This window comes from Streptomyces sp. MMG1121, assembly GCF_001280015.1.
Taxonomy (GTDB): Bacteria; Actinomycetota; Actinomycetes; order Streptomycetales; family Streptomycetaceae; genus Streptomyces.
Genome location: NZ_LGDV01000141.1, coordinates 58180 through 81793, shown reverse-complemented (window position 1 = coordinate 81793; position 23614 = coordinate 58180). Strand labels below are relative to the sequence as shown.

The 23614-nt window shown below is 72.7% G+C and carries 21 protein-coding genes and 1 pseudogene; 12 read left to right on the top strand and 10 right to left on the bottom strand.

Going from position 1 to position 23614, the window contains the following annotated elements:
- Nucleotides 1-109 precede the first annotated feature (109 nt).
- Nucleotides 110-925, top strand: a complete 816-nt coding sequence (locus tag ADK64_RS14475; protein ID WP_053658869.1) for a serine hydrolase — start codon at nucleotides 110-112, stop codon at nucleotides 923-925.
- Between the two features lie 3 nt (nucleotides 926-928).
- On the opposite strand, the gene ADK64_RS14470 is transcribed toward ADK64_RS14475, so the two are convergent.
- The gene (locus ADK64_RS14470; protein WP_078992646.1) at nucleotides 929-2467 is read right to left on the bottom strand and encodes a nitrilase-related carbon-nitrogen hydrolase; all 1539 of its coding nucleotides are present in this window, start codon (nucleotides 2465-2467) and stop codon (nucleotides 929-931) included.
- A gap of 137 nt (nucleotides 2468-2604) precedes the next feature.
- Here ADK64_RS14470 and ADK64_RS14465 point away from each other — a divergent pair, with 137 nt between their 5' ends.
- From ADK64_RS14465 to ADK64_RS14455, 3 genes are all read left to right on the top strand, one after another.
- Nucleotides 2605-3828, top strand: coding sequence for a sensor histidine kinase (locus tag ADK64_RS14465; protein ID WP_053658867.1), 1224 nt, complete (start codon nucleotides 2605-2607; stop codon nucleotides 3826-3828).
- On the top strand, nucleotides 3825-4541 hold the full coding sequence (locus ADK64_RS14460) for a response regulator (protein ID WP_053658864.1): 717 nt from the start codon (nucleotides 3825-3827) through the stop codon (nucleotides 4539-4541). Before ADK64_RS14465 ends, ADK64_RS14460 begins: the two co-directional genes overlap by 4 nt.
- A 138-nt stretch (nucleotides 4542-4679) precedes the next feature.
- On the top strand, nucleotides 4680-4928 hold the full coding sequence (locus tag ADK64_RS14455) for a response regulator transcription factor (RefSeq protein WP_053658862.1): 249 nt from the start codon (nucleotides 4680-4682) through the stop codon (nucleotides 4926-4928).
- Nucleotides 4929-5007: 79 nt separating this feature from the next.
- Here the strand turns inward: ADK64_RS14455 and ADK64_RS14450 are convergent, their stop codons facing one another.
- Nucleotides 5008-6813, bottom strand: a complete 1806-nt coding sequence (locus tag ADK64_RS14450; RefSeq protein ID WP_053658860.1) for an alkaline phosphatase family protein — start codon at nucleotides 6811-6813, stop codon at nucleotides 5008-5010.
- Nucleotides 6814-7677: 864 nt separating this feature from the next.
- On the opposite strand from ADK64_RS14450, the gene ADK64_RS14445 reads away from it, so the two are divergent.
- Together ADK64_RS14445 and ADK64_RS14440 are read left to right on the top strand one after the other, a co-directional pair.
- The gene (locus ADK64_RS14445; RefSeq protein ID WP_053658858.1) at nucleotides 7678-8787 is read left to right on the top strand and encodes an FUSC family protein; all 1110 of its coding nucleotides are present in this window, start codon (nucleotides 7678-7680) and stop codon (nucleotides 8785-8787) included.
- Complete coding sequence (locus tag ADK64_RS14440; RefSeq protein WP_053658856.1) at nucleotides 8784-9977, top strand: PP2C family protein-serine/threonine phosphatase; 1194 nt, start codon at nucleotides 8784-8786, stop codon at nucleotides 9975-9977. The genes ADK64_RS14445 and ADK64_RS14440 overlap by 4 nt, the downstream gene beginning before the upstream one ends.
- 9 nt (nucleotides 9978-9986) lie before the next feature.
- Here the strand turns inward: ADK64_RS14440 and ADK64_RS14435 are convergent, their stop codons facing one another.
- Nucleotides 9987-10337, bottom strand: coding sequence for a DoxX family protein (locus ADK64_RS14435; protein WP_053658854.1), 351 nt, complete (start codon nucleotides 10335-10337; stop codon nucleotides 9987-9989).
- A gap of 61 nt (nucleotides 10338-10398) precedes the next feature.
- Between ADK64_RS14435 and ADK64_RS14430 the strand changes: the two genes are divergently transcribed.
- A complete protein-coding gene (locus ADK64_RS14430) occupies nucleotides 10399-11295 on the top strand; it encodes a LysR family transcriptional regulator (RefSeq protein ID WP_053658851.1) in 897 nt (298 codons plus the stop codon).
- Between the two features lie 19 nt (nucleotides 11296-11314).
- Here ADK64_RS14430 and ADK64_RS14425 read toward each other — a convergent pair whose 3' ends face one another.
- Nucleotides 11315-11518 (bottom strand): antitoxin, encoded by a 204-nt coding sequence (locus ADK64_RS14425; RefSeq protein ID WP_053658849.1) that lies wholly within the window; start codon nucleotides 11516-11518, stop codon nucleotides 11315-11317.
- Between the two features lie 377 nt (nucleotides 11519-11895).
- A complete protein-coding gene (locus ADK64_RS14420) occupies nucleotides 11896-12567 on the bottom strand; it encodes a glycoside hydrolase family 11 protein (RefSeq protein ID WP_053658847.1) in 672 nt (223 codons plus the stop codon).
- Nucleotides 12568-12911: 344 nt separating this feature from the next.
- On the opposite strand from ADK64_RS14420, the gene ADK64_RS14415 reads away from it, so the two are divergent.
- Complete coding sequence (locus tag ADK64_RS14415; protein WP_053658845.1) at nucleotides 12912-13595, top strand: nitroreductase; 684 nt, start codon at nucleotides 12912-12914, stop codon at nucleotides 13593-13595.
- Between the two features lie 202 nt (nucleotides 13596-13797).
- Complete coding sequence (locus ADK64_RS14410) at nucleotides 13798-15009, top strand: AI-2E family transporter (RefSeq protein WP_053658843.1); 1212 nt, start codon at nucleotides 13798-13800, stop codon at nucleotides 15007-15009.
- A 133-nt stretch (nucleotides 15010-15142) separates the two neighbouring features.
- Here the strand turns inward: ADK64_RS14410 and ADK64_RS14405 are convergent, their stop codons facing one another.
- From ADK64_RS14405 to ADK64_RS14390, 4 genes are all read right to left on the bottom strand, one after another.
- Nucleotides 15143-15673, bottom strand: a complete 531-nt coding sequence (locus ADK64_RS14405) for a molybdenum cofactor biosysynthesis protein (protein WP_234384562.1) — start codon at nucleotides 15671-15673, stop codon at nucleotides 15143-15145.
- Between the two features lie 9 nt (nucleotides 15674-15682).
- Nucleotides 15683-16648 carry a hypothetical protein gene (locus ADK64_RS14400; protein ID WP_053658841.1) on the bottom strand — a complete coding sequence of 322 codons (966 nt, stop codon included), beginning with the start codon at nucleotides 16646-16648 and terminating at the stop codon, nucleotides 15683-15685.
- A gap of 160 nt (nucleotides 16649-16808) precedes the next feature.
- Nucleotides 16809-17984 carry a DUF2306 domain-containing protein gene (locus ADK64_RS14395; protein WP_063789902.1) on the bottom strand — a complete coding sequence of 392 codons (1176 nt, stop codon included), beginning with the start codon at nucleotides 17982-17984 and terminating at the stop codon, nucleotides 16809-16811.
- A gap of 95 nt (nucleotides 17985-18079) precedes the next feature.
- Nucleotides 18080-18610 carry a PadR family transcriptional regulator gene (locus ADK64_RS14390; RefSeq protein WP_053658839.1) on the bottom strand — a complete coding sequence of 177 codons (531 nt, stop codon included), beginning with the start codon at nucleotides 18608-18610 and terminating at the stop codon, nucleotides 18080-18082.
- 147 nt (nucleotides 18611-18757) lie between these two features.
- On the opposite strand from ADK64_RS14390, the gene ADK64_RS14385 reads away from it, so the two are divergent.
- From ADK64_RS14385 to ADK64_RS14375, 3 genes and pseudogenes are all read left to right on the top strand, one after another.
- Nucleotides 18758-19498 carry an SDR family NAD(P)-dependent oxidoreductase gene (locus ADK64_RS14385; protein ID WP_053658837.1) on the top strand — a complete coding sequence of 247 codons (741 nt, stop codon included), beginning with the start codon at nucleotides 18758-18760 and terminating at the stop codon, nucleotides 19496-19498.
- Nucleotides 19499-19956: 458 nt separating this feature from the next.
- Nucleotides 19957-21218: pseudogene (locus ADK64_RS14380) on the top strand (cytochrome P450).
- 237 nt (nucleotides 21219-21455) lie between these two features.
- A complete protein-coding gene (locus tag ADK64_RS14375; RefSeq protein ID WP_053658835.1) occupies nucleotides 21456-22391 on the top strand; it encodes an alpha/beta hydrolase in 936 nt (311 codons plus the stop codon).
- Between the two features lie 21 nt (nucleotides 22392-22412).
- Here the strand turns inward: ADK64_RS14375 and ADK64_RS14370 are convergent, their stop codons facing one another.
- Complete coding sequence (locus ADK64_RS14370) at nucleotides 22413-23417, bottom strand: LacI family DNA-binding transcriptional regulator (RefSeq protein ID WP_053658833.1); 1005 nt, start codon at nucleotides 23415-23417, stop codon at nucleotides 22413-22415.
- Nucleotides 23418-23614: the final 197 nt, after the last annotated feature.

Sequence of the window (23614 nt, the reverse complement as noted above, 5' to 3'; positions counted from 1 at the left end):
ATTCCGCCCCTTGGGGGCTTCGGTGGCTCTTCTCACAATCCGCCGTCAAACGGAGCAAAAGTGACGACCACCATGTCGCCTCACGCCCGTTTTGCCTACGTTCGACGCCATGCTGTCCCTCACCGCGCTCCCCTCCCCCACCGCCCGCACCCGGACCGGTCTCCTCCTGGCCTGCGCCGCGGCGCTGCTGACCGCCGGCACCCTGCATCCGGCCCCGGCGGCCGCGGCCACCCCGTCCACCGGCACGTCCTCGCACGTCACGGCCGCCGTGCTCGACCTGGACGGTGCCGGCCGCACTCCCGTGGTGCACGGCGAGGACGCCGCGTACGACACCGCCAGCATCGTCAAGGTCGACATCCTCGCGACGCTGCTGCTCCAGGCGCAGGACGCGGGACGGCAGCTCACCGCGGCGGAGCGCGGCCATGCCGAGCCGATGATCCAGCGCAGCGACAACGCGGCGGCCGACGCGCTGTGGCGGGAGATCGGGCAGTCCGACGGGCTGGCCGCGGCCAACAAGCGGCTGGGCCTGACCTCCACGACCGGCGGACCCGGCTCCCGGTGGGGCCTGACGCGGACGACCGCGAGCGACCAGATCCGGCTGCTCCGAGCCGTGTTCGACAGCGGTACGACGGCCGGCGCCACGCCTTTGAACGCACAGTCGCGGGCCTACATCGGCACGCTCATGGGCCAGGTCGTACCCGAGCAGAGCTGGGGCGTCTCGGCGGCCGACGGCTCCGGCTCCGCGAAGGCGCTGAAGAACGGCTGGCTCCAGCGCACCACCTCCGGCCTCTGGGACGTCAACAGCGTCGGACAGGTCACCGTGAAGGGGCACCGGTACCTCGTCGTGGTCCTGTCGAACGGCAGCGCCTCCATGAGCGAGGGCGTCTCCCTGGTGGAGGAGACGGCACGCCAGGCCGTCGCATAGCCCTCAGCGCCCCGCCGGGCGCCTGGGCCGGACGACGGCCGTGCCGGTGAGCGCCGCGAGCGCGGCCAGACAGAGCCAGGCGAAGGTGTCCCCGATGCGGTCGTAGACCGTCGTGACGCCGTGCACGGGGACATCGGCCACCATGGTCTGCCGGTCGGTCGTGAAGTAGTCCGAGGTGGCGAGGACGTGCCCCTCGTCGTCGTAGGCGGCCGAGACTCCCTCCGCGTCCTGGCGGATCAGGGCGTAGCCGCCCTCGATGGCGCGCAGGCCCGCCTTGTCGGTGTGGGCGGCGCCGTACTCCTTCCAGTCGTGTGAGGGGACGAGCATGATGTCGGCCCGGGTGCGCATGAGGGCCGGGAAGTCGGCGTCGTAGCAGATGACGTTGGCCAGGCGGCCGTACGGGGTGCGGACGACGGGCACGTGGCCGTCGCCCGGTGTGAAGCGCTCGGATCCGGGGATGGGGTGGGCCTTCTGGTAGGTCCACAGCACTGTGCCGCGCGGGTCGATGAGGAGTGCCTCGTCGCGGCCGTAGGCGGGCGGGGCGGCGCTGTAGACGCGGACGCCGATCTCCAGGTAGACGTGCGAGCGGCGGGCCTCCTGCCGCGCCGCCGCGATGGCGGCGGCCTCGTCGGGCTCGCGGGTCCGGACGGCTTCCTCGGGCCAGATCACGATCTTGGCGCCGGCGGCGGCCTCGCGGCGGGTGGCCGCGAGCAGATCGTCCTCGACGGCCGTCATCGCGGGCCGCACTTCGGCGGCGGGGGCGGCGGCGACGCCTGCGGGGCCGTCGGCGAACCGGGCGAGCGTGGTCTTGAGCGTGTCGGTGACGGTGCGGGCGGGAGTGACTCCGGCGATCCGTACCGTGGTGCTCTGGGGCGGGAAGAAGGCCAGCCGGGCGCCGCCGGCGAGCAGGACGCTCAGCAGGACGGCCGTACAGACGAGGGCGCCGCGCCAGGACGCACGTTCCCAGAGGCCGTTGACCGTGCTCGCCGCGTAGGCGATGAGGAAACCGATGCCCCAGGGGCCGGTGACCGCGATGACCTGGAGGAGCGGCAGGTCCGCGTGCTGGGTCACGGCCAGGGAGCCGTACGCCGTGCCGAACGGGGAGACCAGGGTGATCAGGAACTCGACGGCGGCGACGGCGGCCGGGAAGACCAGGGCCGCCGGTGCCGGGCGCAGACGGGCCGTCAGCAGTCGGTCCGCGAGGAACGGCAGCGTCTGCAGGGCGGCCAGGGCGAGGGCTCCGGCGAACACCACGGGGTTGAAGCCGATCGCCGACTCCTGGACCCAGAAGACGGCCGCCGCGAGGTGCGCGGCCCAGATCCACAGCGCTCCGGACCAGACGCGGCTCAGCCGGGTGAAGCGCAGCAGCAGGACAGGGAAGATCCAGGCGGCGGCCGCGATGTCCCACCGGCCGCCGACCGCGAAGAGCATCGTGGCGGTGCCGAGCGGCAGGAGCGGCCAGGCGTGGGCGCGGGAGCGCGTCCGCAGCGGGGGCCGGCCGGTCGTCGGCTGGGGCGGGGGCTGTACGGCTGTGTTCGTCATGTCCGGGACGCTAGGGCGGCACACCCCGGCAGCGCCTCGGGCCCGGTGCCGATCCCGGGGAGCGGTGACGCACCTTTCGATGCCCGCCCGGCGGAGGATCCGCGCCGTCCGCGCGTCGTCTAGCCTGACCGACCGAGATGAGCACCCAGGTGAACGCCCTGCCCCGAGCCGCACAGCGGTGGCTCGCCGACCGACCGCGTCTGACGGACGCCGTGTGGGTCGGCGCACTCACCCTGTTCGACATGGCCACCGTGCTGGACCGAACGCCCGCGCCGCCCGCCTGGGGGGTGGCTTTGTGGGGCACGCAGACCGTGCCGCTGCTGTGGCGGCGGACCGCGCCCCGTGCCGTGCTCGTCACGATGACCGGCCTGTACGCCCTCTTCCAGGCGCTCGGCCCGATTCCGACGAAGGTGCCGGGGCCGTTCCTGCTGATGCTCGGCGTCTATGCGCTGGCCCGCCGCGCCCCCGCCGCGGTGAGTGGGGCACTCACCCTGCTCACCCTCGTCGCTACCGCCGTCACGGACGCGCTGACCGGGCACTGGGAACCGCCTCGGCTCGGTTCCCTGGAGCCGATCAGCGTCACGACGTTCGTGTTCTTCTTCGCCCTGGCCTGGCTGCTGGGGTACGGGCGGCGACGGATCGACGCCGACGCGGCCCGGCTGCGCGAGCTCAACCGGCGGCTCGCGGCCGAACGGGAGCTCAACGCACGCCAGGCCGTGCTCACCGAGCGTGCCCGTATCGCCCGCGATCTGCACGACGTCGTGGCCCACCACGTCAGCGCCATCGCCCTGCAGGCGCGGGCCGCCGAGGACGTGCTCACCTGCGGCCCGCTGCGGCCGGACGAGGCGGCGCAGGGCGTCGGGGTGATCGCTCGGACCGCCGACACGGCGCTCACCGAGATGCGGCGGCTGCTCGGGCTGCTGTCCTTCGACGAACGCGAGCTCGCGCCCGAGCCGTCGCTCGACCGTCTCGATCTGCTCGTCGCCGTCGCGACCTCGGCCGGGTGCCGGGTCACCTGTGCCGTCGAGGTGGCGGGGCGGACGGCGCCGTCCGCCGGGATGCAGGTCTCGGCCTACCGGGTCGTACAGGAGGCGCTGACGAACGCGGTCAAGCACGCCGGTCCGGTGGCCGTGCGGGTCGCCGTGCGCGGTGACGAGGCCCGGCTCACGATCGAGGTCGAGAACGACCCGCCGGGCCCGGGCCACCGGCCGGTGTCCGGCGCCGGACGCGGGCTCGTCGGGATGCGGGAGCGCGTGGCGGCCTTCGACGGCGAACTGTCCGCCGGGCCGCGTCCGGACGGCGGCTGGCGGCTGTACGCCGTCCTGTCGGCGGCACCTCGTCCTGCGCGGGTGAACCGATGACCGTACGTGTGCTGGTGGTGGACGACCAGGAGATCGTGCGGACCGCCCTGCGTCTCGTCATCGACCGCCGTGAGGGTCTGTCGGTCGTCGGGGAGGCCGCCGACGGCGAGCAGGCCGTCGACCGGGCCGTGGCCCTCTGCCCGGACGTGGTGCTGATGGACGTGCGGATGCCCGGTACGACCGGCGTCGAGGCGACCCGGCGGATCGTCCGGGAGTGGCCGGGTCCGGGGCCGGTACCGCGTGTGCTGGTGCTGACGACCTTCGACCTGGACGAGTACGTGCACGCGGCCCTGCGCGCCGGGGCCGTCGGCTTCCTGCTGAAGAACAGCAGGCCCGAGCAGCTCGCCGAGGCCATCCGCGCCGCGGCCGACGGCGAGCCCGTCCTCGCCCCGACCGTCACCCGGCGCCTCATCGACGCCGTCACGGCGCTGCCGCCCGCGCTCCTGCCGACGGCCGCCGCGCCCCCGTCGGCACCGGCCGTCGGGATGCTCACCGAGCGTGAGATCCAGGTGCTCGTCCTGGTCGCCCGCGGCCTGTCGAACGCGCGGATCGCGGCGGACCTGGGCCTCAGCGAGGCGACGGTGAAGAGCCGGGTCAACCGGATCCTGACCCGGCTGGGCCTGGAGAACAGGGTCCAGGCGGCCCTCTTCGCACACCGGGCCGGTCTCGCCGCAGAGGCACTGGAACCTCCTGCCGAGGGGCCCCGCGCATGACGCCGTCCAAACCGCCTCGCCGTTCCCGTGACGCGCCTGTGACATGCGGCGGACAGGACCATGACGTACGACGCGCAGCGTGGAGGAACAGGGGCAAATCGCCCTAATCGGTCAGACACCTCGCCGGAGGACAGCCTCATGAGTGCCATTCTCGCCGTACCGCACTCCGAAGCTCACGTGCCCGCTCCCGCTTCCTCGCCCGCGCTGGCGCCGCGCGAGAGGGAGACGCTGCGGCACATCGCCGCCGGCCGGACCTACCTCCAGACCGCACGCCACATGGGGCTGTCCACGCACACCGTCGACGCCTATCTGCGCCGTATCCGGGCCAAGTTCAACATCACCAACACGGCCGAGCTGACCCGCGTGGCCATCTCCCTGGGACTGTGAACCACCCGGCCACCGCCCCGGCGACACAACGGTGGCCACCGCCCGCGAGCTGCGCACGGGCGGTGGCCACCGTTCTCGGTCAGCCGACGGTCAGGGTGAACGGCCCGGCCAGGGCCGTGTAGCCGTCGTCGGCGAGGTAGTAGACGTCGTACGTCCCCGCACCGCCCAGTTTGCCGGTCGAGAACGTCAGGGCGCCGCTGGCGTTCGGGGCGTAGGCCCAGGTGAGCGAGGACTGCTTGCCCGGGGTGACGCCCGCCGGGTAGATGCCGATCCAGTTCTTGGCGTTCGCCTGGTCGGCGGACGGCAGCGCGTAGCGGAAGGTGACGTTGCCGCCGTTCGCGACCGCGTTCAGGCCGCCGGTGAGCGTCGGCGTCGCGGCGGTGGACGGTGCGAAAGCGGCGTTGAGCGGGGTGGCGTAGGTGTCGTTGGCCGTGAGGCCGGGCAGGCCGAGGGCGACCTCGACGGTGCGGCCGATGCCGTAGTGGTCGTAGTGGGCGGGGCTGCTGGTGCCGGCCGGGACGGTGCCCTGGGAGCCGACGACCGTGGTGGCCACGTGGTCGTAGGCCTCGTTCTGGCTCTCGTCCCAGGTCAGGATGAGCAAGGAGCGCTGTTGCGTCCAGGCCGGGGAGGACAGGACCGGGGCGAGGGTCTGCTTCAGCCAGCCGTCCTGGGTCTTCAGGCTGGTGGCGCTGCCGTTGCCGGAGGCCTCGCCGTCGTAGTAGTCGTCGGCGGCGATCCAGGAGAAGTCCGGCGTGGTGGCCGCGGACTTCAGGTCGGTGGTCAGCTGCGTGGTGTCGAACAGGTGGGCCGCACAGCGCGACGCGTTGCCGCTGATGTCGGTGTAGTTGATGAAGGGCGCGTCGTCGGGCTCGTAGTAACTGTCGTTGTTGTTCTTGGTGTTGCAGGGCGTGCCCATGCCCTGCTCATAGGCCTTCCAGCTCTTGCCGGCCGCCTCGATGGTGTCGCCGAGGTTGCGCTCGGGCGAGTTGATGTTCGGGAAGTAGGTGGCGCCCTTGGCGTAGGTGTCGCCGCCGGCGATGGCGAGGTAGTTCTCGTCGCTCGGGTGGTAGACGGCGTGGTGGTCGGTGAGGGTGGCGCCCTGGGCCATGAGGCTGTGCATGTACGGGGTGTCCGCCGGGTCGTTCATGACCTCGGAGTAGTCCGTGTTCTCCATCATGACCATGAACACGTGGTCGTAGCCGGGGACCTTGGAGACCGGCGGCGCGAGCGGCGCCGGTGCCGCGACCGGGGTGTCCAGGGTGAGGGAGAGGTTGTCGAGGTAGCCGGTCTCGTTGGACGTGGACAGGAACTGCACCTCGACCTGGATGGACCGGGTGCCGGCGGGGACCGCGCCAGTGGCCGTGCGCGCCAGGAACTTGGTGGCGAGGCCCCGGTCGGAGGCGGAGACGGCCGGCAGCTTGGCGGTGGCGCCGACCGGGTGGCCGCTGCCGTCGTGGAAGTGCAGGCTGACCGCGACGTAGCCGCCGTAGGTGGTCCAGCCGCCGAGCCAGCCCGCGAGGTTGTAGTGCACCGCGCCCGCGTCGATGGCCGATGCGGCCGAGGAGACGCCGACGGTCTGGGTCATCGCCCCGTCGCCGAAGTTGCCCGGCCCGAAGAAGGCCTTTCCGGGCGCCTGGCCGTCGCCGGGCAGGCCGATGGAGGCGACGCTGTGGCACATGACGTTCGGACCGCCGGCCTCGGTGGTCCAGCCGGGCACCGTGGTGGCGGCCGACCAGTCACCGGTGCAGTAACCTCCGCTCTCCGCATCGCCGTTGACGATGAGGTTGCCGCTGCTCCCGGCCGCCTGGGCAGGCGCGGGCGCGGAGACGAGCAGTGCGCCGAGGAGGGCGAGCAGCCCGCCGAGGGATCTCCAGCGCAATCGCATGAGTGGTACCTCGTCCCGTTGGTGAGGGTGCCGTGAAGAGCGAAGGCCTCACGGCCTGAGTGTGCGCAACGAACGGGACATGAGTAGTGGTCCGTGCTGTCGGGCGGAAGAACCACGACCAAACTTGACCAGACAAGTCTGCGGCGTATGGGCTGCTGTCGGTAACGGGAGCCCAGGGCCTGCCTGGTGTGGGCGCACTCCGTGCAGAGGCAGCCGGACCGGAGCTCGGCCATGTCCGAGGCAAGGGTGGCGGTACCGGCGCCGTTGGGGCTGTGCACGAAGTATGTGGTGCCCACCGGGAGGCCGAGGGTGCGCCGCGGGTGGCTCCTGCCGCTGTCGTCGCACGGCTCTTCTGGGCATCGTTGGAGTCCCCGTCCTTATAGGGGGCGGCTCCGCAGGCGTACTCCCCCGCGTTCCCGCTGCGCCCGGCGCGACCGGCGGTCCTGGCCAGGCTGCCGTCCGCGTCGCCCGACGACTTCGACAGGCCGCCGATGCGGGTGCCCAGGCCGCGCAGCCGCTCCACGGCGGCGCAGGGACCGCCGCCGCGCACGGCCTTCTCCGTCGACGGCACGGGCGGCAGTGGCGGCATTCCGAACCCCTGGCTCGACCCGCTCGACGCGCTCTACCCACCCGGACCATACGAACCGTACGGAACCTCGGACATGACCGTCCCCCACCGGCAGCGCCCCCACGGCTGCGGACCGGCAGTTCACGGGCCTTGACAGCGACCTGACAGGGGTACGAACAGCGGCCGTTCTGTTGAGACTTGAACGGCCGCGCCTACACAATCCTTATTTGCCACATGCCCCGTTTGTCCGATTATCCTGGGCGGCCCGACCGCAGCGGAAAGGACACGGACCCGACATGCACAGCGTGCACAGCGCTCAGCGCTCCGCTCTCCTGTCCCGGCTCCGCCGGGCCGGCTGCGCCGAGGCCGCGCGGGCGACCGTGGCGGCCGGGCTGACCTGGCAGACCTGCGTACTGCTCCTGCACGTCTCCGACCCCTACGCGGGCGCCATCGCGGCCCTTCTGGTCGTCGAGTCGACGGTGGTGGCGACGATCGGCGCCGCCACGCGTTACGCCGCCGGATGCCTGCTCGGCGTCCTCGTCGCCATACCCGGCGCGCTGTACACCGAGCCCGGCATGGCCGGACTGGCGCTCGTCGTCTTCGTCTCCGTGCTGCTGGCCCGGCACGGATTCCTCGGCCACCACGGACTGCACGTCCCGACCACCGCCCTGATCACGTTCGCCCTGGTCCGGGGCCGCCACCCCAGCGAGCTGGGCACCCACCTCGCGGAGATCGTGCTGGGCATCGCCTTCGGCCTGGCGTGCAGCGCGCTGCTCTTCCCCGCCGTACGCGCGCGGCCCGCCGAGCGGGCGCTGGAGGACCTGCGGCTGCTGGTCGCCCGGCACCTCGACGGCCTGGCCGACGCGGTCGTCCGGCACGAGCGGCCACGGAACGTACTCGGACCGGCCTGGGAGGACGACCTCGACACGGCTCTCGCCCGGGCCCGCACCGCCGTGGACGAGGCGAACGAGAGCACGCGCTGGAACCCCAGACCGACCGCCCGGCGCCGACGCCGGCGCGGGCACCTGGATCACCGGGTGTTGCGCACACTGACCGGTGTCGCCGGGCAGGTGACGGCGACGGGCCGCCTCCTCGAGGCGGACTCGGGCGCGGCCGACGACTCCGGCCCCGCCTTCGCACGGCCGTACGCGCGTCTGCTGCGTACGACGGCCCTGTGCGCCTACTCCTGCCGGGGCGGCCGGCCGCACCCCGCGCTGCCCGCCGCCCGGCACGCCGTCGCCCGGCTCGGCGCCCCCGGCTGTGAACCGCCGCCCGGCGCCGCCACGGACCAGCGTCTCCTGCGGCCCCTGGAATCGGCCCTGACCTGCCTGTCGGAGCCGACGCCCGCCCCGTCCGCCCGATCCCACCGGATCCTCGACCCGCTACGGCCCACCCCGAGACGATGACCTCGCACCCCACCGACCTCCAGGACACGTCCGCCTCGTCCGCCGTACCGCGCCGGCACCGGGAACCCGCGGCACCGTGGCGCCGCCGGATCCGCTCGCGCGCGTTCCTCGCCTCGGCTCCCGTACTGCTGACGGCGGTGGTCGTCGGCACCGATCTGCTCACCCCGGACTGGCTGCACGTCGCGCCCGTCCTGGCCGCCGTCCCGGTGCTGGCCGCCGTCCTGCTCCCCTGGTGGGGCACGGCGGTGCTGGCCTGCGCCGTGCTCGTGAGCACGCTGCTGCTCCAGTGGGAGGCCGGGAGCTATGGGCAGCCGGACGCGAACGTCACGCTCGCCGGCCTGTTCGTGGTCGGACTCACCTCGCTGGCCGCGTGCTCCCTGTGGCAGCGCCGGGAGCGGCAGCTCCGCCAGATCCGCTGCGTCGCCGAGACCGCGCAGCGCGCCCTCATGCATCCGCTCCCGCGCCGGATCGACTCGCTCGCCCTGTCCGGTGTGTACCTGCCGGCCGAGTCGGAGGCACGGATCGGCGGCGACTTCTACGAGGCGCTGCGCACGCCGTACGGCACCCGGGTCCTGATCGGTGACGTACGGGGCAAGGGACTGCCGGCCGTCGGCGCCACCGCTACCCTGCTCAGCGCGTTTCGTGAACTGGCCTACCGGGAGCCGTCGTTGACGAAGGCGGCGGAGCAGCTGGACGCCCGCGCCCGCCGGCACATCGCCGCACTGGACGGCGCACCCGACCCGGAAGAGCCCGTCGGCCGGGATACGGGCCACCTGTTCACGGAGCGGTTCGCGACGGCGCTGCTGGTGGAGTTTCCGCCCGAGGAGCCCGTGGCCCGGATCGTGCACTGCGGCCACCCCGAGCCGTACCTCGTCCACGCGGGCGAGGTGCGCCCCTGCGAGCCCGAGCATCCCGGCGCGCCGCTCGGGCTCGGCGATCTGCTGGCGGCACAGCCCGCCGCCCAGACCGTGCCGTTCGGCCCCGGCGACCGTCTCGTGCTGTACACCGACGGCTTCATCGAGGCCCGCGACCGCCGCGGCCGCTTCCACGATCTGGCCACCCAGGTACGCGCCCACACGGGCCGGCCGCTGGAGGCGATGGTGGCCGGCCTGCGCCGTGACCTCCTGCACCACGTCCGCGACGACCTCGGTGACGACGCGGCCCTGGTGGCCCTGGAGCGGCTGCCGTGACCTCGCTGGTCAGCGGGCCACCGCCAGGGCCAGCGCGCCCGCCGCCAGCGCGAGGAAGAGAACGGGGAAGACGAGGTTGCGCAGCGCCCGCGCCCGTACGTGGGCGGTCACCGCGCCGACGTAGAACAGCACCAGTCCGAGACCGGCCGCGATCCCCAGCGGGCGTACGCCGAGCAGTCCGAGGACCAGCCCGGCCGCTCCGGCCGCCTTGAGCAGCGCCAGCAGCGGGATCCAGGTGCGCGGTACGCCGACCTCGGCCGAGTTGGCGAGCACGAACGGCGCCTTCGCGAAGTCGGCCGCCGCGATGCCCGCGTTGGCCATGACGGCCGCGCAGGTGACGGTCAGATAGGCGATTTCCATGGCTCCAGCCTCGACGGAAGGCCGCGGTGCCGTCCAATACCGGCGTCTATAACCTGAAGGAATGGATGTCGACACGCGTCTGCTGCGTTCGTTCCTCGCCGTCGCCGAGGACGGCAGTCTCACCCGTGCCGCCGAGCGCGTGTTCGTGTCCCAGCCGGCCCTGACCAAGCAGATCCGTCAGCTGGAGAAGCAGCTCGGGGTACGGCTCTTCGACCGCTCGCGCACCGGGATGGCACTGACCGAGGCAGGCCGTGAACTCGCGCGCCGGACCCCGCAGTTGCTCGCCTCCTGGGACGACGCCCTGCGGGCCACGAAGGCCACCGGCCGACGGGCCGCGCGGGTGCTGCGCGTGGGCTTCGTGGCGAGCGCGGCCAACGAGGCGACGCAGGACATCGTGGCCGAGTTCGCCCGGCGGCGGCCCGGCTGGCGCGCCGAGCTCCGGCAGGCGGCCTGGACGAACCCGAGCGCGGGTCTGGCCGACGGCGAGGCGGACGCGGCGCTGCTCCGGCTGCCGTTCCCGGGCCAGGCCGATCTGCGGGTGGAGGTGCTGTTCAGCGAGGCGCGTTGGGTGGCGCTACCGAGCGGGCATCCGCTCGCGGGGCGTGCCGAGATCGCCTTCCACGAGCTGTGGGACGAGCCGTTCGTCGCCGCGCCGCAGGAGACCGGGGCGTGGCGTGACCACTGGCTGGCCGCCGACGAGCGAGAGGGCCACCCGGTCCGCGTCGGCGCGGTCACCGAGCAGCCCGACGACTGGCTGAGCGCCATCGCCAGCGGCTACGGCATCGCCCTCGCGCCCGAGTCCGCCGCGCGCTTCTACGCCCGCCCCGGCGTGGTCTACCGGCCGGTGACGGGAGTGAGTCCGACGCGGGTGGGTGTGGCCTGGGCACCGGCCGACGACCGCAATCCGGTCGTACGGGACTTCGTGCGCTGCTGCCTGGACCTCGCGCGCTCCGCGTGAGCGGGTCAGGGACCGGGCGTCAGTGCTCGTGGCCGTTCTCGCCGAGCTTCTCGACGAGGTCCTGCGCCTTGTCGACGGCCGTGTCGATCGTGTCGCTGTGCTTGCCCCCGGTCCGGTCGTCGACGAAGTCACCGACCCTCTCCAGCCCGTCGGCGATCTTGTCGCCGTGCGCCTCGGCGATGTCCTCGGCCTGCTCCTTGAGGTTCTTCAGGGCGTCGAACATGTGCGGTTCCTCTCGTGCGGATGCCTGGGCGGACCTGGACCACCATCCCATGTGGACGGGGGCGGGGAAGGCGGCGGTCGAAGCACTGGGGACGGCGCGCGCGAAGCACCGGAGGTGACGGGAGCGCGGGAAACCCGTCGGCACGGCGGGCGAACAGCCCTACCGACGGGAGCACGGGCCGGTTCAGCCCGTGGGGGCGACGGCGTGGCCCGTCTGCGCAGAGATCACGCCCGCGCACAGACCGCGGCTCGCCAGTGCCCGGGTGGCCTCGGCCCGGACCTGGGGCGGGGTGGGCCGCGGCGTAGCCGGTGCGGGTGGCAGCGTGGGACGGGGCGGCGCCGACGGTGAGCGCGCCGGCGGCGAGCGCCGCGCGGCCCTCACGACGTCACCGTGATGGTGGAGTTGCCGCTGCTCTGGTAGCCCTCGGTGGCGAGGATCATGTAGTAGCTGAAGCTGCCGAGGTTCAGCCCGGCGCGGGCCCAGGCGTCGAAGTGGTTGCCGGTGGTGATGGTGCCGCCCGTCCGCTTCGACTGCCGTACGCTCCAGTACTGGTTGAAGGTCTTGGTGCCCTCGACGGACGGGGCGTTGTACCGCGTCGTCTCGTAGATGTCGTAGGTGCCGCCGTCGCTGGTGACACTGCCCTTGTACGTGCCCGTGGGCCGGTAGGTGCCCCAGTTGTCGACGATGTAGTACTCGACGAGCGGGTCGGACGTCCAGCCGTACAGCGACAGATAGCCGTTGCCGGACGGGTTGAAGCTGCCCGAGTAGGTCACGTTCCTGCGGGCGCCGGTGCTCCAGCCCTTGCCGGCGACGAAGTTGCCGGTGTTGCTCCAGCTGGTGCTGTAGTTGCCGCCGGAGCCCAGGGTCATGGAGACCGTGCCCTGGGCGTCGGTCCAGAACGAGTAGTAGTAGCCGTTGTCGGTGCCGGTCTGGTTCGTGGTGATGACCGTGGCGGCGCGCGCGGTGCCGGGCAGCGCCAGCCCGGCTGCGGCGCCCAGCAGCAGGGCGCCCGCGTTCCGGCGGCTCAGCACGTGGTCGAACGCGTTCATGTCGTGGCTCCTCCTCGTATGGCCTGGTGCGGGTGTGACTTGGTGGGGAGTGTTGGGCCACTTCTGCTCACTGTCAATAGTTTCGGTAGATATTTCGAAACATTCGGATTCGGAATTTCGCTCGCCAATCCTCATATTCACTGGTGGATCCCTATGAGTAGGTAAGCCTCTCCAGGCGTGATTCAAAAGTCGCAACGGATTGATCGAATTCATCCATCCAAGCTCCGAATGTTTCGCCCGGATGGACCGGCTGGCCGCCAGCCCGGGCTGCCGGTCACATCCGTCGCCCGGCGTCCGTCAGCGCGGGGAAGGCAGTGGACGCAGTGGGCCAGGAGGTCATACGGGTGGATGTGTACGAGGCGGTGGCGAGCCGGCGGGCGGTGCGCGCCTTCACGGACGTGCCGGTCCCGCGCGCGGTGCTGCACCGGGTCCTGGCCGGTGCGGCGCGCTCTCCCTCCGGCGGCAACCTCCAGCCCTGGCGCGTCCATGTGCTGACCGGCGCCCCGCTGGCCGAGCTGAAGAAGCTCACCGCCGAGCGGGCCGCGACCGGTGATCCGGGCGACGAGCGCGCGTACCGGATGTATCCGCCGGAGCCCAAGTCCCCCTACCGGGAGCGCCGGTCGGCGGCGGCCGCCCAGCGCTTCGGTGCGCTCGGGATCCGGCGCGAGGACACGGAGGCCCGCCGGACGGCCGTCACCGCGAACTGGCACTGCTTCGGCGCCCCCTGCCTCCTGCTCTGCTACATCGACCGCGACATGGGATCGGCGCAATGGGCCGACCTCGGGATGTATCTGCAGACGGTGATGCTGCTGCTGCGCGCCGAAGGGCTGCACAGCTGCGCGCAGACGGCGTGGTCCGTGTACCACCGTACGGTCGCGCAGATCGTGTCGCCCCCGGAGAACCTGGTCCTGTTCGCGGGCCTGTCGATCGGGCACGAGGACCCGTCGGCGCCGTACGCCCGCATCGGCCGGGCGCCACTCGGGGAGACGGTGACGTTCCTGGAATCTCTCGATGACGTCAAAAGATGAATGGGCAAAGAGCTGGTGCCGAGTTGTGGGGCCCGTCGCCCTCGCGACACTCCGGAGGACCGACGTCGACGGAACTCACGGCCGGCCAGCACCGCCCCTGGGCACGCGCGGGCGCGTTGTCCGGGCCCTACCGCACCGTGCGCTTACGGTTCTCTAGATGTGACCGACCGTCAGCCGGTGTGCCGGAGAGGAGCCGTGAGCGGTGGTGGGCGATGCGCGTCGGCGGGCGGCGGGAGCGGGCGGGCGGCGCCGGACGGGAAGTGCCCCGGGCAGCCGGCCGGCGTACTCTGTACGGCTTCCGTCCACCACGCGCCCCGACCCGGTGTCGGCGGCCGAGCGGACGGTGCCGTGGCTGCGGGTCGCGGCGGCCTACGCCTGGCGGCTCATCCTCGTCGGCATCGTCGTCTACGGCGTCTTCAGCATCCTCGGCAGCTTCGAGCTCATCGCCGTGGCCCTCTTCCTCGCACTGATCGTGACGGCCGTCCTGCGCCCGCTGACCGATCTGCTCGACCGGGTGCTGCCGCGCCCGCTGTGCGTCGCCATCGCCCTGGTGGGCAGTCTGCTGCTCCTGCTGGCGCTGCTCGCCCTGGTGGGCAACGCGGTGGCGGGCGAGTCGTCCCGGCTGGCGGGCGAGTTCCGGGGCGGTGTGCACCGTATCGAGGAGTGGTTGCGAAGGCCGCCGTTCCGGCTGAGTCCCGGCCGGCTCTCCGACCTGCAGAGCCAGGTGACGCACTACATCTCCGCGCACCGGTCGAGCCTGCTCAGCAATGCCGTCAGCGGGCTGAGCCGGGCGGTCGAGGTGGTCACCGGGGGCGCGCTCGCGCTGTTCGCCTCGGTGTTCTTCATCCACTCCGGCGAGCACCTGTGGGGCTGGATGCGCGACGAGCTGCTGCCGAGCGGCGCCGGCCCGGCCTGGGACCGGGTGGGGCGGGCCGCCTGGCGGGCCTTCGCCGGATACACGCGCGGCATCATCATCGTGGCCGCGACCAACGCCGTGCTCGTCGGCATCGCGCTGCTCGTCCTGCGGGTGCCGCTGGCACTGCCGCTGACCCTGCTGGAGTTCTTCGCCGCGTTCGTGCCGCTGGTGGGCTCGCCGGTGGCGCTCGGCGTCGCCACGATCGTCGCCCTGGCCGGGCGCGGACCGCTCACGGCCGTGGCCGTACTGGCGCTGATCGTGGTGATCGGCCAGTTGGAGGGGCACGTGCTGCATCCGCTGGTGATGAGCTGGGCGGTACGGCTGCATCCGCTGGTCGTCGCCGTGTCGGTCATCGCCGGGAGCATCGTCGCGGGGGTGATCGGCGCCGTCGTGGCGGTCCCGCTGGTCTCGGTCGCCTGGGCGGTGCTGCGGGCGCTGCGCACGGTGCCGCCCCCCCCCCGGCCCGACCAGCCCGTGATCCACAGCGGTGACCGATGATCCGAACAAGGGATCAGTTGTTCCCTGGAACAGGTGATCGTCGATCAGGAGACCGTCGGGGCGGCAGTGGGACGACCATACTTACGGTGTGCGAGCGACGGGCTGCAGACCGTAGCTGACGCACTGGTCCCACTCACAGTGACACCGCAAGGAGCAGCACGACCATGAACGTTCTCACCGACATCCTCGCCGGACTCGTCCACTTCATCGGGTGGCTGGTCTGACGCCGCGAGGCGTGTGAAGAAGCGCGGCGCCGTCTCCTCGTCCCAAGGAGGCGGCGCCGCCGTCGTCGTACCCAGGCGCAGGGCCGGGCCGCGCTGCGCACCGCCAGCTCCACGGGCCCGGTGCCGCAGTCGAGGAAGACGGTCGCGCCGAGGTAGGCGTCGATGTCGACCCCGCGCAGCAGGACGTTGCGCCGGGTGGGCAGCAGGTCCGGCTCGCCCGGCCCCGGTCGCGGAAGCCGTTCGACGGCCATGAGCGTGAGGGAGGCGTTGCGATGCGCGGGGTGGTTGAAGTACCGGTCGCCGACGAGACCCCGTCCCGCGCGCACCTCGGCCCTCCTGACCAGGTCGGCGGGCGGCAGCTCGGGTATCCCGTCACCGGGCCGGCCCGCGAGCCGGTGCACCGGGGAGACCAGCAGCTGAAGGATTTCGATCCGGGGCACACATCGAGCCTACGATCCGCCGCCCGCCGCTTCCGACCGCGGTCGCCCGGTGCCCCGCGTCACCTCGCCCGGCGCTGCGGTGCCCCTGAGCAGAAGCCGGCCGCTCGCCCCGGCCGCGAGCAGGCCGGCCACCATGACGATCAGGCTCAGCCCGGGCCCGGAGGACCAGTGGACGTGGGCGGCGCGGACGGCCAGGACGAGCGTCATGGCGAGGGCCGTGCCGGGCAGCGACAGCAGGGCGGGCCGGGTGCGGTCGAGGTCGTCCTCGGCGAGGGAGCCGAGCACGCCCGCACCGAGGGCGAGGGCCCAGACACCGAGCGCCTGCGCGTCCACGCGGTTGGTCTGCCAGGGCACGAAGTCGGCCCAGAAGCCGGGCCGTACGAGCAGTCCGGCGCCGATGCCCAGCCAGGAGGAGCCGAGCACGGCGAGGGACGGCTTGGCCCAGCCCGGCAGGGGCGCCGTGCGCGGGGCGGCCGGTCCGGACCGGGTGACGGCCTGTCCGGCGAGGCAGATCACCGCCGCCACGCACAGCAGGCCGAGCGTGAACAGCCAGCCGAGGCTGAAGAGCACGGAGATGACCGGGCCGCCGTGGGCGATGTACAGCCGGTGCGCGTTGAGCAGGCTGACCGTGAACAGGCCGGCCAGGACCACGACCAGCGGCAGGACGAGGGTGCGCGCCTGCTGCCACGTCGTCGCGCGGCCGAGGGTGAACAGCGCCGGTGCGGTGCCCAGCATGGCGGCGCCGAGCAGTCCGGGACTGAGCGGATCCGGTGACGGCCAGGCCCCGAGGACGTGCCCGGTGAGGGCGACGACCGTGAGGACTCCGCCGACGAGCAGGTTGATCACCGCGACGGCGACGGCCAGGATCGCCGTCCCGGCCGACAACGGCCGCCCGGACGGGGCCTCGGGAAGAGCGTGCGGGAGCGGGACCCCGGGGGTCGCCGCCGGTGTGGCGGAGTCGGTCGGTTCGGCCATGACAGGGTTCCGTTTCCGGGGAGGTGGCGCTCGGGTCGGGAGGGGACGGGCTGCGGCAGCAGTAGCGGGGCGGCTGCGGCTGCGGCTGCGGCTGCGGCTGCGGCTGCGGCTGCGCGAAAGACTTCTCGGGCCTTCCGGGGAACCGGGGCGAAGTACCGGGCTACGGCACGGCGGTCGTCACCCGGGGCACCGCCCGCGTCGTCGGCACAGCGCGCCGGCGGACCTCGCGGGCGTACAGCAGCCGCAGGCTCACCACGAGCGTGGCGCCGAAGGCCGTGATCCCGCAGCCGATGGCGACACCCGCGGTCAGCGCGGTGAACCGGCCGATCCCCAGGCTGTGCTGGAGGACGGCGACCGCGCCGGCGGAGAACACGGGGGCCAGACAGAGGCCGGTGAGATGGATCCGCCACTCCTCGCGGGCCCAGACCCGGCCCGCACGGGCGGCACGCCGGGCAACGGTGGCCATCACCCCGTAGGCGACGGCGTACGGCACCAAGTAGGCGACCAGCAGCCGGTTTCCGGCCGTGCCGTGGGCGGCGAGGGCGCGCGCGACCCAGACCAGGGCGGCCGCCCCGGCCAGGTGGGCCAGTACGGTGACCGGCAGCGGGGCCCAGGACCGGCCGAGGCCCTCGATGCCGTCCCGGTGATCCCGGGCGCGCGAGGCGAGCAGCGCGCCGAACACGACGAGGGAGCCGAGGTGCATGATCGCCACCCTGTTGATCTCCGCCATCGACAGCCCGGGCAGCACCGCCGGCAGGGCGCCCCACTCCAGACGCAGCAGGGGCGCGGTCAGCAGGAAGCCGTAGCACAGCAGCATCCAGCGCTGGTGCAGGTCGGGGAGGTGGCCGACGGCCGCGAGGATGCCGAAGGTGACGCTCAGGACGGTGCCCACGAGGATCGTGGCCAGGACGATCCAGAAGGCCGGGCCGCTGAAGGCGTCCCTGGGCGCGGTGCGGGCGAGGTAGAGGCCGGCGCCCGCCATGGAGGCGTAGACCGTGACGGCGAACAGGATGCCCAGGGTGCGGTGCAGGCGGGCGCGGCGGCGCGCGGCCGTCAGCAGTTGTGCCGGTCCGAGCAGCATGAGCAGTCCGCCGAGGACGGAGTGCACGATCATCGGGACGAGGCTGTGCCGGTACGGAGCGACGCGGGTGGCGAGCGCGTCGTGGACGTACCGGGGCGAGACCGTGTGCGCCAGCAGCCACTCGCCCGGTGCGGGGGCGCCGGGCCGTGCGTAGGACCACAGTTCGGTCATCGCGATGGGCGCGTACCACAGGCACACGGCTGTCACGCCCACCGCGGCGGCACGCCGCCAGGTGCTGCTCGTCCACGGACGCACGGCGTCCCCCTGTTCGTCACCGGCTCGGCCACCCCGGCATAGTCTCTTCTGGACTATCGTGGGGTTACCGACGGTAGAGCGGGCCGCCCGGGAGGTCAACGGTCCGGTGCGCGTTCACCCCGGCCGGACACCCACTCCCAGAACTCGGTCATCATCCGCTCGTACCGGATGCCGAACTCCAGCGCCTCCCGCTGCCCCGGGGTCAGCAACTCGCCGACGCTGTCGGCCAGTTCCTGGTACTCCCCCAACGTCTTGTGGTGCTCGGCGAGTTGGGTGGGGGCGATCACGTCCGGCCGGGCCCCGAACCAGAGCTTCAGGATGCCGCGCTCGCGTGCCTCGACCGGGACGAAGGCGGGGTCGGCGAGCCAGTCGCCCAGGGTTCGCCGGCCCCGGTCGGTCAGGCTCAGCACCCGGCGGCCCCGCCCGCTCTCCTGCCGCACCTGGGACAGCAGACCGGCGGCGAGCAGCCTCTCGCACTGGGCGTACACCTGCGCGTGCGGCACCGACCAGAACGGGGCGACGGTGCGGCCCGCCTCCACCTTCACGTCGTAGGCGCTGGCTTCACCGAGCTTGTCGATGATGCCGAGAACGAGGAAGGAGGAGGTGGTCAGCCGAGCGTCAGCCATGGGCCGACCGTACCGTGCGCCGGGCACGACGAATCCGGTCCCACACGCGACCCTTTTCGATTAATTCCGAATCATGGAATATACATTCCGCATTGCGATATACTAGGCTCCCGCCCCGACACAGCAACCGACAACAACGGGGTGGACATGAGCGGGAGTCGCGTAGCACTGATCACCGGATCGTCGTCCGGGATCGGCGCGGCCGTGGCCAGACGGCTGGCGGCGGACGGTGTGCGGATCGTCGTCAACTCGGCACGGAGCACCACCGCGGGGGAGGATCTCGCGGCCGAACTGCCCGACGCGGTCTACGTCCAGGGAGATGTCGCCGACCCGGCGGACGCCGGGCGGATCGTGCAGGCCGCGATCGACGCGTACGGCCGGCTCGACATCCTGGTCAACAACGCCGGTACCACCCGTTTCATCCCGCTCGACGACCTGGCGGCGGCCGACGCGACCGCATGGCGGGAGATCTTCGACGTCAACGTCTTCGGCGTCTGGCAGCTGACCGCGGCCGCCGTCCCGTACCTCAGGAAGTCCGAGGCCGCCGCGATCGTCAACGTCTCCTCGGTCTCGGCCATCCGCGCCCTGGGCAGCTCGATTCCCTACGCCGTGAGCAAGGCAGCCCTCAACCACCTCACGCGTCTGCTCGCCACCCAACTCGGCCCGCGGATCCGGGTCAACGCGGTCGCGCCGGGCCTCATCGAGACGCCCTGGTACGACGACGCCGAAGAGGTGTGGGAGAACTCCCGCTCCTGGATCACCGCCAACACACCGCTGCGCAGCGTCGGTTCACCGGCGGACGTCGCCGAGGCCGTGGCCTATCTGACCCGGGCGGCGTACACGACGGGAGACGTCCTGACGGTGGACGGCGGACGGCACGTGGTCTGACACCGGCCGAGCAGCCCGTGCGCACCCGGCCGGGTACGCGCACTCAGGCGCCGCCGCCCGGCGCCCGTAGCGCCTGCAGCGCCAGGACCGGCGCGGCCAAGGGGGAACTGCCCATGGATGCCGGCGTGTACGACGCGAGCGCGGGCGGAGCGGGCCGGTGGCCCCTCGCCCGGGCCTGCCGTGGCTGGGACTCGCCGCCGCGGCCTGGTGGCACGGGGCCTGGTGTGGTGCGGGCTCACGGCGGGGGCACTGCTGTACACGGCTGGGCCGGCGGGGACCTGGTGCGCGATGACCTCCCCGTGACCCGGACACCAGGCCGAGACCTCCTGCCGGGCATCGTTTCAGCCGTTTCCCGGACACGACTCCCGCAGCCCTTGATTAAGTCAACTGCTTTAAAGCTGGGTGGAGGTCGCTCGTCCGCTTGTACCGACGCACCCGGAGGCAGGCACATGACCGACATGTACGACGACAGCGGCGCCGCACTGCGCTATCCGTTGACCCCGCCCACCGCACTGGAGCCGCCCGCCGACTGGGCACGCCTGCGTCAGGAGTGTCCCGTCGCACCCGTGACCCTGCCGAGCGGCGCCGAGGCGCACCTGCTGACCAGGTACGACGACGTCCGGCGCGCACTGAGCGATCCACGGCTCAGCCGGGAGGGCGCGACGGGCTCCGACGCGGCACGCATCACGGACACGGCCGACGACATCTTCAACAGCCCGATGGCCCGCACCCTCAACGCCGTGGGCCACGAGCGGTGGCGCCGGATGCTGAGCCGCTGGTTCACCGCCAAACGCGTCACCGCACTGCGGCCGGGCATGGAGCGCGCGGCGGACCGTCTGGTGGACGGCATGCTGGAGCACGGCCGTCCGGCGGACCTCGTCTCCCGCTTCGCCTTCCCGCTGCCGGTGTTCGTCATCTGCACCATGCTCGGCGTGCCCGAGGCCGACCGGGAGTCCTTCAAGGGCTGGTCGGACGCGTTCCTCAGTGTGACCAGGTACAGCAAGGAGGAAGTCGCCGCCGCACACCGGGAGTTCGGGGAGTACATGAGCGCCCTGGTGGCCGGGAAGCGGGGCGCCCTGGCGGCCGGCGCGGTGACCGAGGGCGAGGAGGATCTGCTCACACTGCTCCTCTCCGCCACCGACACCGACGCCGACACCGACACCGACACCGAGGGCAGGCCACTGTCCGACGAGGCACTGACCACCACCGGTCAGGCACTACTGCTGGCCGGCCACGAGACCACCACCGGCTTCATCGCGATGATGGCGGCCCATCTGCTGTCCGACCGGCGCCGCTGGCAGCGCCTGCTCGACGACCGCACCCTCGTCCGGCAGGCCGTGGAGGAGGTGCTGCGGTTCGACCCGAGCAACGGCTTCGGCATGGTCCGGTACGTGCACGAGGACGTCGAACTCGGCGGCACGATCGTGCCCCGGGGTGCCACCGTGGCGTGTGCAGCATGCAGGCCGCCAACCGGGACGAGAACGCCTTCGACCACCCCACCGAACTCGACGTCACTCGCAGCCCCAACCCCCATCTGACCTTCGGCGCCGGCCCGCACTCCTGCCTCGGCCAGGCCCTGGCCCGCACCGAGATGTAGACCGCGCTGGAAGTCCTGCTGCGCCGGCTGCCCACCCTCGAACTGGCCGTGAACGCCGTCGAACTCCGCAAGGTGGAAGACCTGTTGACGAGCCCGCTCGAGACGTTGCCGGCCCGCTGGTGAGCGCCGCGCCCCGGCACGGCTGATACGGCACACCGGCCCCGGCCCACGAGGAGACACACCACCCCGGTCCGCGAGGGCATGCCGTCCCGGCACGCGGGGGCGCGCACCCTGCCGCACCTGCACCCGACAAGGCGCTCAGGACCCTCGCCAGTCATAGGTTACACGTGTAACATCTGGCTGCGCCGACAGCTCCCGGCCGTCGGCGCAGCACCCCGGCCGACGACGGAAGGCCCCGCCATGACCTCAGCAGCCCCCGCCCAGTTCGACACGGGCTGGCCGCCGCCCCCGTTCCGCGCCCCCACCCCTGCCACCACCGGCACCGACGGGGTGCGCCGCTTCGACGGGCTGTCCTACGCCACCTCGCCCGGCTACCGGCCGCGCCTGCTGGACGTACACGTACCGCCCGCCGAAGGCCCCGTGCCGGCCGTCGTGTGGATCCACGGCGGCGGCTGGCTGGAGGGCGACCGGCGCTATCCCCCGCCGACGGTGCCCGTGGAGCTGCTGCACGGAGCCGTCCTCGGCGCCGGCCTGGCCCTGGTCTGCGTCGACTACCGGCACAGCCTCGAAGCGCCCTTCCCCGCCCAGTTGCACGACGTCAAGGCCGCCATCCGGTACGTACGGCACCACGCCGAAACCCTTGGCATCGACGGTGACCGGATCGGCGTCTGGGGAGAGTCGGCAGGCGGCCACCTCGCCGCGCTGGCCGGGCTGGTCCGCGCCGACGCGCACGGCACGGACATCGAGGGGCGCGAGGGCGTCCGGGGCGAGGACAGCGGGGTACGGGCCGTCGTCGACTGGTACGGCGTGTCCGACATCGAGGCGGTCCTCGCGCACCCGCTGCCGCCCCTGCCCGGCGAGCCGTCGTACCCGAACCCGGTCGACACCCTGCTCGGCGGGCCGGAGGACGAACGCCGGGAACGCGCGCGCGTGGCCGCCCCGGTCACCTATGCGACGGGCGCCACCCCGCCCCCGTTCCTGTTGATCCACGGCCGGGAGGACCGGGTCGTCCCCTACGGCCAGAGCGAGGCACTGGCCCGGGCGCTCACGGACGCGGGCGGTGAGGTGACGCTGCGGCCCGTCGAAGGGGCCGACCACATCTTCCTCGGCTCGGCAGAGGTGCCCGACATCGTGGCGCACAGCGTGGACTTCCTGCGGAGCCACCTGACCGCCTGACCGGGCGGGCCGCGTCGCCCGTCAGGCGGACTCGCGGCGTACGAGCACCGGCTCGACCGCCGCCAGCGGTGCGGCGGTGCCGGTCTCGATCAGGTCGTGCAGCGCCGCGGCGACCCGCGCGGCGCAGGGCACGTCGAGGCGGACCGTCGTGAGGGACGGGCGCTGCAGGGCCGCGGTCACGAGGTCGTCGCAGCCGACGACGGCGACCTCGCCGGGTACGTCGACGCCGGCGTTCCGCAGGGCGTGCAGCAGCAGCGCCGCGTACTCGTCGTTGTAGGCGAAGACGCCGTCCAGGCCGCGTACACCCCAGCCGCTGTTCGCCAGCTCCACGGCGCACGCGTGCGTGTACTGCATCGCGAGGGGAGTCACGGTCGCCGTCGTCCGTGCGGCCACGCTCCGGGCGCCGGCCAGGCGCGGCTCGGCGAACGCGGACAGGCCGCGTTCGCGGGGCATGACGACCCCGATCCGGCGCCGCCCCTGTGCGACGAGGTGTTCGGTGGCGAGCACGCCCACCCGCGCGTCGTCGAAGACGACCGTGTACACGCCCTCGACCGGCCGCGGCGCGAGTGCCATCAGGGCCCGCACGCCGGCGCGCCGCAGCACGTCCGCGCTCACCGGCGTGAGGCTCGCGCCGTCCAGCGCCAGGACCGCACCGGGGCGCAGCTCGGCCCAGGCGCGGGCCGCGACCGCGGGGTCGGTGAACCGCCCGGCGTGCAGGACGGCGGTGTAGCCGTACCGCTCCAGCTCCGAGTGCAGGTCGTCGATCCAGCCGCTCACCAGTCGGCCGATCGCGGACACGGCGGCCGGGATCAGCACCAGGTTGTTGCGGCCCGCGCGCAGGGAGCGGGCGGCGGCGTGCGGCACGTAGCCGAGGGTGTCCGCCGCGGCGAGGACCTTCGCACGGGTCGCCTCGCTCACCCGGTGCGCCTGGGTGTTGTTCAGCACGAACGAGACGGTGGCCCGGGAGACACCCGCCAGCCGTGCGACATCGGCACTGGTGACGGCCGCGGCCGCATTCCTCGCCATGGTTCCCTTCCACTCACCGGGCACGTTGCGCGCAGGTCAAGGTTACACGTGCCAAATTCCTCGGCCCGACCTCTGTTCAGGCCGGAAGGCGGGTGCTACACAAGGACCACCGCGCTGGTTACTCGTGTAATCCAGGAGCCGAACCGATGGCCCCGGATCCACGGACCCCCTCCCCGAGCCGCCCCCTCCTCCGAGCC